This is a genomic window from Hydrogenophaga sp. 2FB (genome assembly GCF_005503365.1).
Lineage (GTDB): Bacteria > Pseudomonadota > Gammaproteobacteria > Burkholderiales > Burkholderiaceae_C > Hydrogenophaga.
This window is the reverse complement of record NZ_SCML01000042.1, coordinates 13,692-27,422: the sequence shown is the minus strand read 5'-3', so window position 1 is coordinate 27,422 and position 13,731 is coordinate 13,692. Positions and strand designations below refer to the sequence as shown.

Below are 13,731 nucleotides of genomic sequence, written 5' to 3'. Positions count from 1 at the left end.
GAGGGAGCAACTTCCCCTCACCCAAAAAGAAAAGCCCCCCGGAGGCGGCTCTCTTGTCCAGAGGCACCGTGGAACCGGCTTTGCCGGGCCATTGGTGCCGCCCCCTCGAGGGGGTCGCGCGAAGCGCGGCGGGGGTGAGCTTAGTTCGGCACTTTGCCTTCAACGCCCTTCACATAGAACTTGACGCCACCCAGGAACTTGTCGTCAGCAACAGCGTCCTTGGCCAGCACTTCCTTGCCGTCCGAACCCATGATCGGGCCCTTCCAGATCGAGAAGCTGCCGTCTTTCAAGCCAGCGCGCACGGTGTCGAGTTTGGCTTTCACGTCGGCGGGCACGTCGGCGGCCACGGAGACCATGTCGATCGCGCCTTCCTTCACACCCCACCACACGCCGCCGGTGGACCAGGTGCCTTCCAGCACGTCCTTGGTGGCCTTGATGTAGTACGGCGCCCAGTTGATGACGGCCGAACCCAGGTGGGCCTTGGGGCCGTAGGCGGTCATGTCCGAATCCCAACCGAAGGCGCGCTTGCCCATCTTCTCGGCGGTCTGCAGCACGGCCGACGAGTCGGTGTTCTGGAACAGGATGTCGGCGCCGCCGTTGATCAGCGAGGTCGCGGCTTCGGTTTCCTTCGGTGGGTCGAACCAGCCGTTGACCCAGACCACCTTGGTCTTGACCTTGGGGTTCACCGATTGCGCGCCCAGTGTGAAGCTGTTGATGTTGCGGATCACTTCAGGGATTGGGATCGAAGCCACCACGCCCAGCGTGTTGGTCTTGGTCATGCCGCCCGCGATCACGCCGGCCATGTACGCGCCTTCGTAGGTGCGGCTGTCGTAGGTGCGCAGGTTGTCGGAGGTCTTGTAGCCGGTGGCGTGTTCGAACTTCACGTCCTTGAAGTCGGGCGCGATCTTGAGCATGGGCTCCATGTAGCCGAAGGTGGTACCGAAGACCAGCTTGTTGCCTTGGCCGGCCAGGTCGCGGATCACGCGCTCGGCGTCGGCGCTCTCGGGTACGTTCTCGACGAAGCTGGTCACGATCTTGTCGCCGAATTCCTTCTCCAGCGCTTTGCGGCCGTTGTCGTGCGCAAAGGTCCAGCCGCCGTCGCCCACCGGGCCGACGTAGGCAAACGCGATCTTCAGCGGCTCGGCCTTGGGTGCCGGCGCAGCAGCAGGTGCGGGGGCGGCGGCGGGCGCGGCAGCCTCTTCCTTCTTGCCGCAGCCGATCAGGACAGCGCTGGTCAGCGCGGTCACCGCGGCAACCTTCATCAGGGAACGTTTGCTCAAATCTGTCATGGATAACCTCTTTGTTGGGAAAGGGGACAACGGTTGCAAAAAGCAGAAAAGATTATGCGCCCGGGTAGAAGGGTTTTCCGATGGACGAGGGCATGTTGATACGGATCCACGTCGGGTTGCGCGAGATCAACACCAGCACGACGATGGTGGCCACGTACGGCATCATCGTGAGGAACTGGCTGGGCACGTTGACGCCGACACCTTGCAGGTGAAACTGCAGCATCGTCACACCGCCGAACAGGTAGGCGCCGAGCAACACGCGGGCCGGTCGCCAGGTGGCGAAGGTGGTCAACGCGAGCGCGATCCAGCCCTTGCCGGCGATCATGCCTTCGACCCACAACGGCGTGTAGACGGTGGACACATACGCACCCGCCAGGCCACACAGCGCGCCTCCGGCCATCACCGCCACCAGGCGAATGCGGCGCACCGGATACCCAAGCGCGTGCGAGGACTCGGGACTCTCGCCCACGCTGCGCAGCACCAGGCCGGCGCGCGTGCGGTAGAGGAACCAGATCAGGAAGATCACCAGTGCCACGCAGATGTAGACCATGGGGTGGTGGCGGAACAGCGCCGGGCCGATCAGCGGGATGTCACCGAGCAGCGGAATCGCGTGGCGCGTCTGCTCGGGCAGCTTTTCCTGCACGTAGCTGGTGCCGGCGAAGGCCGAGAAGCCCGCGCCGAACAGGCTGAGCGCCAGGCCCGTGGCGTACTGGTTGGTGTTGAGCCAGATCACGAGGCCACCGAAGATGGCCGCGAGCAAGGCCCCGGCGGCCATGCCCGCCGCGAAGCCGAGCGTGGTGCTGCCGGTGTGCACCACCGTGGCAAAGCCGGCGAGCGCGGCGCACAGCATCATGCCCTCGGCGCCGAGGTTGACGATGCCGGCTTTTTCGTTGATGAGCAGGCCGAGCGATGCAATGGCCAACACCGTGCCTGCGTTGAGCGAGGCCGCGATCAGAAGTGCGATGGATTCCATCAGTGATCTCCGTTGGAGGTGCGTTGGGCCGTGGCGGCGCCGTCAAGGGGCACCGCGGAACCGACCTTCGAGGAACTCAGACCGGGCGGCGGATGCTGTCCTTTCGTGGGCGTGACGCGCAGCCCGGTGTGGGTGAACCTGACGCGATAGGCGATGAGCGTGTCACACGCCAGCAACGCGAACAGCAACAAGCCCTGGAACACACCCGTGATCGACTTGGGCAGCCCCAGGCGCGACTGCGCCAGCTCACCGCCGATGTAGAACATGCTCATGAGGATCGCGGAGAACACGATGCCCACCGGATGCAGCCGCCCGACGAAGGCCACGATGATGGCGGCGAAGCCGTAGCCTGCCGGCACGTACGGCGTGAGCTGGCCAATCGGCCCGGCCACTTCCAGCCCGCCGGCCAGACCCGCCGCCCCGCCCGAGACGAGCAGCGCGGTCCACAGCGCCTTGCGCGATGAGAAGCCCGCGTAGCGCGCCGCTGCCGGCGCCAGGCCACCCACGAGCTGTGCGTAGCCCGCGTAGGTGCGGAACAGAAAGATCCACACCGCCGCCACACCGCCCAGGGCCAGCAGCAAGCCGATGTTCACGCGCGAGCCTTGCATGAGGCGCGGGATCTGCGTGACCGCCTCGAAGGTCTTGGTCTGCGGGAAGTTGTAGCCGGCCGGGTCCTTCCACGGGCCATAGACCAGGAAGTTCAGCACCTGGATCGCCACGTACACCAGCATCAGGCTCACGAGGATTTCGTTGGCATTGAAGCGGTCGCGCAGCAGCGCGGTAATGCCCGCCCACAGCATGCCACCCAACACCCCCGCCGCGAGCACCACGGGCACGATCCAGGGGCCGGTGGTCTTGTCGGCCATCAGCGCCACGCCGGCGGCGAAGATCGCGCCGATGATGTACTGCCCCTCGGCGCCGATGTTCCACACGTTGGAGCGGAAACACACCGCCAGGCCGAGCGCGATGATGAGCAGCGGCGTGGCCTTCACCATCAGCTCCGACAGCGCGTAGGTGCTCTTGATCGGCTCCCAGAAGAACACCTGCAGGCCACGCACCGGGTCTTTGCCGAGCACGGCAAACAGAATGACGCCGATCACCACGGTGATCAGCAACGCCAGCAACGGCGAGGCATAGCCCCAGCGCGCCGAGGGCTGGGGACGGACTTCAAGCCGCAACATGGGCAGTCTCCTTTTCTTTGTGGTGGGGTGTGGTGTCCCAGAGGCCGGACATCCACATGCCGATGCGCTCGATGGTCGCGTCGGCCCGGTCCAGGCTGGGCGAGAGGCGGCCTTTGGCAATCACGTGCAGGCGGTCGCTGATCTCGAACAGTTCGTCGAGTTCTTCGCTCACCACCAGCACCGCGCAGCCCGCGTCGCGCAGCTTCAGAATTTCGCCGCGGATCTGGGCGGCCGCGCCCACGTCCACGCCCCAGGTGGGCTGGCTCACGATGAGCAGTTTGGGCTTGGCCTCGATCTCGCGACCGACGATGAACTTTTGCAGGTTGCCGCCCGAGAGCGACTTGGCCGCAGCGTCCGGCCCATTGGCCTTGACCTTGTAGCGGCTGATGATGTCGGCCGCCTGCGTCTTGAGCGCGTTCACGCGGATCCAGCCGCCCGCGCCCAGCGCATCGTCGCGCGAGAGCAGGAGGTTGTGCGCCAACGACAGCGTGGGCACCGCACCGCGGCCCAGGCGCTCCTCGGGCACGAAATGCAAGCCCAACGCGCGCCGCTTCGTGGGGCTCTGGCGCGAAACATCCTGCCCACCCATGCGGACGCTGCCGGCCGGTGCGCGCGTGTCTTCGCCCGACAGGCTATACAGCAACTCGCTCTGGCCGTTGCCCGACACGCCCGCGATGCCCACCACCTCGCCCGCGCGCACGCTGAGCGCGATGTCGCTCAGGTGGGTGCCGAAGGGGTCGTCGCTCTGCAGGGTGAGGCCGCTCACCTCCAGCACCGTGGCACCGGCATGCAGCGCGCGCACTTCCAGCGCGGGCGGCTCGGCGCCGATCATCAGGCGCGAGAGCGAAGCGTTGCTCTCTTCGCGCGGGTTGCACACGCCCGTGACCTGCCCGCCGCGCAGCACGGTGCAGGCGGTGCACAGTTCGCGGATCTCGTGCAGCTTGTGGCTGATGTAGAGGATGCTGCAGCCCTCGGACGCGAGCTTGCGCAGCACCACGAACAGTTTTTCCACCGCCTGTGGCGTGAGCACCGAGGTGGGTTCGTCGAGGATGAGCAGTTGCGGGTTCGTGAGCAAGGCGCGGATGATTTCCACCCGCTGCATCTCGCCCACCGAGAGCGTGTGCACCGGCCGGGAGGGGTCGACGTCCAGCCCATACTCTGTCGCCTTGGCGGTGATGCTCGCGCTCACCTGCGGCAGCGTGAGCGACTTGTCCAGCCCCAGCCAGACGTTCTCGGCCACGGTGAGCGTGTCGAACAGGCTGAAGTGCTGGAACACCATGCTGATGCCCAGCGCCCGCGCTTCCTGCGGGTTGCGGATGTGCACCGGCTTGCCGTTGAACATCACCGAGCCTTCGTCGGGTTTCACCGAGCCGTAGATGATCTTCATCAGCGTGGACTTGCCCGCGCCGTTCTCGCCCAGCACGGCGTGCACCTCGCCGGGCAACACGGTGAGCGAAACGCCGCTGTTGGCCACCACGCCCGGATAGCGTTTGGTGATGCCGCTGAGTTGCAGTCTTGTCGTGGTCATGTGTCTCCTTTTGTATGGGGCGGTCAGTTGTCGGCGTCTGGCCGCTTGAGCGAAGCGGCAACGCTCTTGATCTGCTCCCGCAACCAGCGCCCGGCCTTGGAGGCGTGGGTGCGTTCGTGCCAGAGCTGGTAATACATCATTCGCGGAAATTCCACCGGGCAGGGCAGCACCTGCACCGGCAGCACACCGGTGAAGCGGTCGCAGTACTGGCGGCCGGTGGTGAGCACCAGCAGACTGCCTGCCACCATGGCCGGGATCAGGCCGAAATGCGGGCAGCGCGCGGTGATGTTGCGCACCATGCCCAGCGTGGCCAGGTGCTCGTCGATGAAGCCGCGCGCGCCGGGGTGGGTGGGCGTGGGCGCGATGTGCTCGGCGCCGAGCCAGGCTTCCACGTCCCAGCCGCGGCGCGCGGCCGGGTGCTGGTTCGACACCAGGCACACCACCTCGTCGCCGAACAGGCGGCCCAGGTGCAGGTCGTCGGGCGGCTGCGACCAGTTGCCGATCACCACGTCCACGTCGCCCTGGGCGAGGTGGTTGCGGTAGTCGGAGTCGGCCGAGAGCGGGTGGATGTCGATCGGGCAGTTCGGCGCCTGGCTCTTGATCTGGCTCACCAGCTGCGGCAGGAACAGCGGGTCCATGTAGTCGCTGGCGGCCAGGCTGAAGCTGTGGCGGGCGGTGGCGGGCTCGAAGCTGCGCGCGTCGGAGAACAGCACCTCGGCGCTGCGCAGGATGTCCGCCGCCGGCTCGATCATGCGCAGGCCGGCCACGGTGGGCACCATGCCCGAGCCCGAGCGCACCAGAAGGGGGTCGCCGGCCAGTTCGCGCAAGCGTTTGAGCGCGGCACTCACCGCCGGCTGGTACATGCCAAGCCGCAGCGCCGCGCGCGACACACTGCGCTCGGTGAGCACGGTGTGGAGCACGCGGATCAGGTGCAGGTCGATCTTGTCAAACATGGACATGTATTTCATACCCTGGCGGTATGCGGCTGAATGGTGATTTGGGCATTCTGGACATATGACCGAGCATATGTTGTGCCATGGGGCCAGCGCTATGCTGGCACGCATGAGCACTGAAACATCCGCACAAACCCTGACCTTCCTGCGCCGCGGCCAGCCCGTGACGCTGAACAACGTGGCACCCGACCGCACCTTGCTGGAGGTGCTGCGCGAAGACCTGCACTGCACCGGCACCAAGGAAGGCTGCGGCGAAGGCGACTGCGGCGCCTGTACCGTGGTGCTGGGCGAGGCGGTGGACGGGAAACTGGAATACAAGGCCATCAACAGCTGCATCCGGCTGGCGCATTCGGTGGAAGGCCTGGCGGTGTGGACGGTGGAAGATATCAGCGCCGACGCGCCGGCTGGTGAACTGCACCCGGCCCAGGAAGCCATGGTGCAGTGCCACGGCAGCCAGTGCGGCTTCTGCACCCCCGGGTTTGTCATGAGCCTGTTCGGTATGTACCAGAACACGGACGGCGGAAAGGGCATCGACCGCGCCCAGGCCCAGGCCGACCTCTCGGGCAATTTGTGCCGCTGCACCGGCTACCGGCCCATTCTGGACGCGGCGCAGCAGATGGTCGATTTGCCGCTGCCCGCGGGTTGCGGCGTGAACGAGGCACAGACGGTGGCGGCGCTGCAGGTGCTCAACAAGAAAAAAGCGGATGGCGCGGTGTACCTGCGCCCGACCACGCTGGCCGAATTGCTGCAACAGCGCGCCGCGCACCCCAAGGCCCAGGTGGTGGCGGGCTGCACCGACGTCGGCCTGTGGGTGACCAAGATGCACAAGCGATTTGCCACCGTGCTGGACGTGACCACGGCGCGCGAGCTGCGTCGCGTGGAGCGCTACCCGAACCACATCGCCATTGGCGCGGCGGTGAATCTGACCGAGGCGTACGACGCGCTGGTGCAGGACCGGCCCCAGCTCAAGACCTTCGCGCAGCGCTTTGCCGGCTTGCCGGTGCGCAACTCGGGCACGCTGGGCGGCAATGTGGCGAATGGCTCGCCGATCGGGGATTCGATGCCGCTGCTGATCGCGCTGGGGGCGAGCGTGGTGCTGATGCGCTGGGATGCCCGAAAGGGGCAGATCGCGCACCGGGAGTTGCCGCTGGAAGATCTGTACACCGGGTACCGGACGAATGTGATGAAGGCCGATGAGCTGTTGTGCTGGGTCAAGGTGCCTTTGCCCCAAACCTCCTCCGAATTCATGCGCGTCTACAAGATCAGCAAACGCTTCGACGACGACATCTCCGCCGTCTGCCTCGCCATCCAGATGACGCTCAAGGAGGGCGTGGTGCAACACATCTCCATCGGCGCCGGCGGCGTGGCCGCCACGCCCGTGCGCGCCCGCCGAACCGAAGCCGCGCTGTGGGGTCAAACCTGGACCACCGACACCGTGAAGAAGGCCACCGAAGCGTTGCGCGCCGAGTTCCAGCCGATCTCCGACATGCGCGCCAGCGCCCACTACCGGCACACCGTGCTGGGCAACCTGCTGCAGCGCTTCTGGCTGGAAAGCCAGGGCCTGCAACACATCAACCTGGACAACCTCAACGCGGCAACGCTGGAGGCACTGGCATGACCGCACGCGACAAAAACAACCTCACCGAAACGCCCATGGTGATCTCGTCCCGGGCGGACGCGGTCGCGGAACCCGAGGACGTGGCCCTGGCCCGGCCGGAACCCGTCACCACGCCCACAGACACGCGCGCCGCCGGCGTCTCGCGCTTCCACGAAAGCGCCCGCGCCCAGGTGGCCGGCGCCGCCACCTACATCGACGACATCCCCGAGGTGCGCGGCACGCTGCACGCCGCCCCGGTGTGCTCCCACGTGCCGCACGGCACGCTGCGCGGTATCGACGCGTCCGCCGCGCTGGCCGTGCCCGGCGTGCGCGGCATCTTCGGCGCGAGCGACATTCCTGGCGACGAGACCCTGGCCGCCTTCGCGCACGACGAACCCGTGTTCGCCAGCGAGACCGTGCAGTTCACCGGCCAGGTGATCGCCATCGTCGTGGCCGACGACGTGATGACCGCGCGCCGCGCCGCGCGCCTGGTCAAGCTCGACATCACCCCCCTGCCCGCCGTGCTCACCGTGCACGAAGCCCACGCCAAGGCCAGCTACGTGCTGCCGCCAGTGCATGTGAAGCGGGGCGACGCGGCGGCGGCCCTCAAGCGCGCGTCGCACAGGCTCGAAGGCCGGTTCGAAGTCGGCGGCCAGGAACACTTCTACCTGGAAGGCCAGATCGCCTACGTGCTGCCGCTGGAACAGAACCAGTGGTGGGTCTACTCCAGCACGCAGCACCCGGGCGAGGTGCAGCACTGGGTTTCACACGCGCTGGGCATCCAGAACCACGCGGTCACGGTGGAATGCCGGCGCATGGGCGGCGGCTTTGGCGGCAAGGAAACGCAGGCCGGTCACCTCGCGGTGTGGGCCGCCGTGGCAGCGCGCAAGCTGCAGCGCCCGGTCAAGCTGCGGCTGGACCGCGACGACGACTTCATGATCACCGGCAAGCGCCACCCCTTCGCATACCACTACCGCGTGGGCTTCGACGACAGCGGCCTGCTCTGCGGACTCGACCTGCAGATGCTCGCCAACTGCGGCTTCTCCGCCGACCTCTCCGGCCCGGTGGCCGACCGCGCGATCTTCCACACCGACAACGCCTACTTCCTGGAAGACGTTTCGATCTCCAGCTACCGCTGCAAGACCAACACCCAGAGCCACACCGCGTTTCGCGGCTTCGGCGGCCCGCAGGGCGTGATCGTGATCGAGCGCATCCTGAGCGACATCGCGCAGGCGCTCGGCATGGACCCGCTGGATGTGCGGCTGCGCAATCTCTATGGCATCGAAAGCCGCAACGTCACCCACTACCAGATGAAGGTCGAGGACAACATCCTCGAACCGCTCATGACCACGCTGGCGCAGACCAGCCACTACCGCGAACGCCGGGAGCGCATCGCGACCTGGAACGCCAACAGCCCGGTGATCAAGAAGGGCATCGCGCTCACGCCGGTGAAGTTCGGCATCAGCTTCACCGCCACGCTGTTCAACCAGGCCGGCGCGCTGGTGCACGTCTACACCGACGGCAGCGTGCAGGTGAACCACGGCGGCACCGAGATGGGCCAGGGCCTGAACACCAAGGTGGCGGCGATCGTGGCGGATGAATTGGGTGTGCCGTTCGAGCGCGTGCTCAGCACCGCGTCCGACACCAGCAAGGTGCCCAACGCCAGCGCCACGGCGGCCTCCAGCGGCACCGACCTCAACGGCCGTGCCGCGCAATTCGCCGCGCGCCACGTGCGCGACAACCTCGCCGCCTTCGTCGCCGGGCTCGATGGCTGCGGCGCGGGCGCGGTGCGCTTCGAAGGCGGCCAGGTCATCACGCCCAAGACCGTGCGCAGTTTCGAAGAGGTGGTGCACGCCGCCTACGCCAACCGCATCCAGCTCTGGAGCGACGGCTTCTACCGCACGCCCAAGATCCACTACGACAAGACCACCCTCACCGGCCGCCCGTTCTACTACTTCGCGTACGGCGCGGCGGTGACCGAAGTCGCCATCGACACGCTCACCGGCGAGAGCCGTGTGCTGAAGGTGGACATCCTCCACGACGTGGGCCGCAGCATCAACCCGGCGATCGACATCGGCCAGATCGAAGGCGGTTTCATCCAGGGCATGGGCTGGCTCACCACCGAACAGCTGGTGTGGAACGACAAGGGCTATCTGCAGACCCACGCACCCAGCACCTACAAGATCCCCGCCACCGGCGACATCCCCGAACACTTCAAGGTCGAACTCTGGCCCGAGGCCAACCGCGAAGACAACGTGCACGGCAGCAAGGCCGTGGGCGAGCCACCGTTCATGCTGGCGATCAGCGTGTTCGAAGCGCTGCGCGATGCGGTGGGCCATGCGGGTGGGAAGCCGCTGGCGATGAACGCACCGGCGACGGCGGAAGAGGTGCTGAAGGCGATATAAACCCGATTTGGGTCAAAGTTAGAACTTGCCGGGTCTAATTCGACCGCATAGCATGCGTCTCCAGTGCCACACCACGATGGCACGCGAACGGAGACATGCGAGTGAACTGGAAAGGCCTGAAAACCGGTGAGCGCAGGGTGCTGGACCACGTGTTCTGGGCCAGCGGCATGTCGCGCGACGCGCTCGCCGCCGCCTCATCCTTCTCCAAGACCCGCGCCAACGCGGCCGTCGCGGAGCTGCTCGAACAAGGCCTGCTGGAGCAGACCGGTGAGCAAGTGCCCACCGGCGGGCGCCGCGCCGAAACGCTGCGCCTGAGCCGCAGCCTGGGTGTGCTGATCGGCGTGGCCGTTGGCGCGACCGGGCTGGAGGTGGGCATCCTGAGCCCCGACCTGGCCGTGCTGGCCCACCACAGCGAACCGGCCGACGTGCGCGACGGCCCCGGCCCGGTGCTCTCGCGCATCCGCACCCTCATGCACGAACTGCTCGCGCGCTGCGACGTGCCGCCGCGCCAGGTGATCGGCATCGGTATTGGCCTGCCCGGCCCGGTGGATTTCGACAGCGGCCAGTTGGTGAGCCCGCCGCTCATGCCGCTGTGGGACGGTTATTCGATCCGCGACGACCTCGCCGCCGACTTCACCGCCCCCGTGTTCGTGGACAACGACGTGAACGTGATGGCGCTGGGCGAGCTCTGGCGCATGCAGCGCAGCCTGCAGAACTTCCTGGTGGTGAAGGTGGGCACCGGCGTGGGCTGCGGCATCGTCTGCCACGGTCAGGTCTACCGCGGCGCCAACGGTTCGGCGGGCGACGTGGGCCACATCTGCGTGGTGCCCGACGGCCCGCGCTGCCACTGCGGCAACCTGGGCTGCGTGGAAACCATGGCCGCCGGCCCGGCGATCGCGCGCATGGCGACCGAAGCCGCTGAAGCCGGCCAGAGCCCGCTGCTCGCGCGCCTGCTGGCCGAGCGCGGCAGCCTGCGTCTGCAGGACGTGGCCGAGGCCAGCCGCGCGGGCGACATGGCGGCCAACCAGGTGATCCAGCGCTCGGGCGCGCTCGTGGGGCAGATGCTGGCCTCGGTGGTGAACTTCTTCAACCCCTCGCACGTGTTCATCGGCGGCGGCGTCACGCGCGTGGGGCCGCTGTTCCTCGCGGCCGTGCGCCAGAGCGTGTACCACCGCTCGCTCGCGCTCTCCACGCGGCACCTGGACATTCAATACACGCCGTTGGGCGAACGCGCCGGCCTGATCGGCGCGGGCGTGCTCGCCATGCAGGAAAGCCTGCTGCAGATGGAGGTGGCGTGATGGGTCCGGCCGTCCACGTCGCGCTGCGCGGCATCGTCAAGCGCTTCGGCCCGGTGCAGGTGCTGCATGGGGTCGACCTGGACGTGGAACCCGGCCGCGTGGTCGGGCTGCTGGGCGAGAACGGCGCGGGCAAATCGACGCTGATGAAGATCCTCGCCGGCTACGAACAGCCGAGCGAAGGCGGCTTGCAGGTGAACGGCCGCAGCGTGCATTTCGACGGCCCGCGCGCCGCCGAGGCCGAAGGCATCGTGCTGATCCACCAGGAATTCAACCTCGCCGAAGACCTCACGGTGGCGCAGAACATCTTCCTCGGCCACGAGAAGCGGCGCGGCTGGTGGCTCGACGACGTGGCCATGCGCGCCGTCGCGCGCGGCGTGCTCGACGACGTGGGCCTGCACAAGGTGAACCCCGATACGCGCGTGCGCGAACTCATCGTGGCCGAACGCCAGCTCGTAGAGATCGCCAAGGCTCTCTCTCGCCACGCGCGCGTGCTGATCATGGACGAGCCCACCGCCACGCTCACGCCCAGCGAGACCGGTCGCCTGTTCGAACTGGTGGCGCGCCTGAAGGCCGATGGCGTGACCATCGTCTTCATCTCGCACAAACTCGACGAGGTCGAGCGCATCACCGACGAGGTGGTGGTGATGCGCGATGGCCGGTTGGTGGCGCACCAGCCCACGCCCTCGCTCACGCGCGCGCAGATGGCCAACCTGATGGTGGGCCGCGAGCTCGCCGACCTGTACCCGCCGCGCCACGCGGTGCCGGCCGACGCGCCGGTGTTGTTCTCGGTGAAAGACCTGCACGTGCCCGGCTGGGCGCAGGGCGTGAGCTTCGAGGTGCGCGCGGGCGAGGTGTTCGGCTTCGCCGGCCTGGTGGGCTCGGGGCGCACCGAGTTGTTCGAAGGTCTGTTGGGCTTGCGCGAACGCACGGCGCAGGCAGTGAACATCGCGGGCAGCGCGGTGCTGCCACGTTCGCCGCGCGAAGCCGCCAACGCGGGCCTGACCTACCTGAGCGAAGACCGCAAGGGCCGCGGCCTGCACGTGCATTTCGGCTTGCGCCAGAACCTCACGCTCATGGCCTTGCAGCGCCACGCCAACCCCTGGCTCAACCGGGCCAGCGAGGCCGCCGCGCTGACCGAAGCGGTGCGCGAATTCGGCATCCGCACCGGTTCGCTCGACGTGCCGGCCGGCTCGCTCTCCGGCGGCAACCAGCAGAAGCTCGCGCTGGCCAAGGTGCTGCACCCGGGACCGCGCGTGGTGGTGCTCGACGAGCCCACGCGCGGGGTGGACATCGGCGCCAAGCGCGAGATCTACGCGCTCATCCGCGGCCTGGCCGACGAGGGCCGCGCGGTCGTGGTGATCTCGTCCGAGCTCATGGAACTCATCGGCCTGTGCCACCGCGTCGCGGTGATGCGCGCGGGCCACCTGCAGGCCACGCTGTCGGCCGAGCACCTCAACGAACAGGAGCTGATCGCCCATGCCACCGGAACGCACTGAAACTCCCAACGCCCCCGGCGCGCCGGCCACTCCACGCCGCGCCCTGCGCCTGCCCGCCGTGGGCCCGCTGCTCGGCCTGGTGCTGCTGTGCATCGTGGGGACGCTGCTCAATGGCGAGTTCGCCACCGTGGACAACGCCCTGAACGTGCTCACGCGCACGGCCTTCATCGGCATCATCGCGGTGGGCATGTGCTTCGTGATCATCTCGGGCGGCATCGATCTTTCGGTGGGTTCGATGGCCGCGCTCATCGCAGGCGTGACCATCCTGCTCATGAACAAGATCGCGCCACTCGGCTGGCCCCCCGTGGCGGTGGTGATGGTGGGCATGAGCGCCGCCGTGTTATTGGGCGCGCTGTTCGGCCTGGCACACGGCCTGCTCATCACGCGCGGGCGCATCGAGCCCTTCATCGTCACGCTCGGCACGCTGGGCATCTTCCGCGCCTACCTCACCTATTTCGCCGACGGCGGCGCGCTCGCGCTCGACAACGAACTGGCCGACGTCTATGGCCCGGTCTACTACGGCGGCCTGCTGGGCATTCCCATTCCGGTCTGGGTGTTCGTGCTGGTGGCCATCGCGGGCGCCATGCTGCTCAACCGAACCGCCTTCGGCCGTTACGTGCAGGCCATCGGTTCCAACGAGCAGGTGGCGCGCTACGCCGCCGTGGACGTGGACCGCACCAAGGTGCTCACCTACACGCTGCTCGGCGTGTGCGTGGGCATCGCCACCCTGCTCTACGTGCCGCGCCTGGGCTCGGCATCGCCCACCACCGGCCTGCTGTGGGAACTGGAAGCGATCGCGGCCGTGATCGTGGGTGGCACCGCGTTGCGCGGCGGCGCGGGCAGCATCGGCGGCACCGTGGTCGGCGCCATCCTGCTCTCGGTCATCAGCAACATCCTCAACCTCACCAGCATCATCAGCGTGTACCTGAACGCTGCCGTGCAGGGCTTCGTGATCATCGCCGTCGCATTCATGCAGCGGCGGCGTCCTTGAAGGCACACCCGGGCCTTCTG

The 13,731-nt window shown here is 67.5% G+C and carries 10 protein-coding genes; 5 read left to right on the top strand and 5 right to left on the bottom strand.

Translation table 11 applies throughout. From position 1 onward, the window contains the following. Positions 1–140: 140 nt before the first annotated feature. From FFS09_RS21620 to FFS09_RS21600, 5 genes are read right to left on the bottom strand one after another with little or no spacing between them, the layout of a single operon-like run. The gene (locus FFS09_RS21620; RefSeq protein ID WP_137920978.1) at positions 141–1,289 is read right to left on the bottom strand and encodes a BMP family ABC transporter substrate-binding protein; all 1,149 of its coding nucleotides are present in this window, start codon (positions 1,287–1,289) and stop codon (positions 141–143) included. Positions 1,290–1,341: 52 nt separating this feature from the next. Continuing rightward, positions 1,342–2,262 (bottom strand): ABC transporter permease, encoded by a 921-nt coding sequence (locus tag FFS09_RS21615; RefSeq protein ID WP_137920977.1) that lies wholly within the window; start codon positions 2,260–2,262, stop codon positions 1,342–1,344. Then, a complete protein-coding gene (locus FFS09_RS21610) occupies positions 2,262–3,443 on the bottom strand; it encodes an ABC transporter permease (protein ID WP_137920976.1) in 1,182 nt (393 codons plus the stop codon). Before FFS09_RS21610 ends, FFS09_RS21615 begins: the two co-directional genes overlap by 1 nt. After that, positions 3,430–4,971, bottom strand: a complete 1,542-nt coding sequence (locus tag FFS09_RS21605; protein ID WP_137920975.1) for an ABC transporter ATP-binding protein — start codon at positions 4,969–4,971, stop codon at positions 3,430–3,432. The genes FFS09_RS21610 and FFS09_RS21605 overlap by 14 nt, the downstream gene beginning before the upstream one ends. Before the next feature lie 23 nt (positions 4,972–4,994). After that, positions 4,995–5,939 (bottom strand): LysR family transcriptional regulator, encoded by a 945-nt coding sequence (locus tag FFS09_RS21600; protein WP_137920974.1) that lies wholly within the window; start codon positions 5,937–5,939, stop codon positions 4,995–4,997. A gap of 94 nt (positions 5,940–6,033) precedes the next feature. On the opposite strand from FFS09_RS21600, the gene xdhA reads away from it, so the two are divergent. The 5 genes from xdhA (at position 6,034) to FFS09_RS21575 (ending at position 13,711) form a co-directional block, all read left to right on the top strand. Then, positions 6,034–7,542, top strand: a complete 1,509-nt coding sequence (xdhA, locus tag FFS09_RS21595; RefSeq protein WP_137920973.1) for a xanthine dehydrogenase small subunit — start codon at positions 6,034–6,036, stop codon at positions 7,540–7,542. Beyond that, entirely contained in the window at positions 7,539–9,926 is a 2,388-nt protein-coding gene (gene xdhB, locus FFS09_RS21590; RefSeq protein WP_137920972.1) for a xanthine dehydrogenase molybdopterin binding subunit, read from the top strand. Before xdhA ends, xdhB begins: the two co-directional genes overlap by 4 nt. Before the next feature lie 167 nt (positions 9,927–10,093). Then, positions 10,094–11,224, top strand: coding sequence for an ROK family protein (locus FFS09_RS21585; RefSeq protein ID WP_252374469.1), 1,131 nt, complete (start codon positions 10,094–10,096; stop codon positions 11,222–11,224). Beyond that, entirely contained in the window at positions 11,224–12,720 is a 1,497-nt protein-coding gene (locus tag FFS09_RS21580; RefSeq protein ID WP_137920970.1) for a sugar ABC transporter ATP-binding protein, read from the top strand. The genes FFS09_RS21585 and FFS09_RS21580 overlap by 1 nt, the downstream gene beginning before the upstream one ends. Beyond that, positions 12,701–13,711 carry an ABC transporter permease gene (locus FFS09_RS21575; protein ID WP_137920969.1) on the top strand — a complete coding sequence of 337 codons (1,011 nt, stop codon included), beginning with the start codon at positions 12,701–12,703 and terminating at the stop codon, positions 13,709–13,711. Before FFS09_RS21580 ends, FFS09_RS21575 begins: the two co-directional genes overlap by 20 nt. Positions 13,712–13,731: the final 20 nt, after the last annotated feature.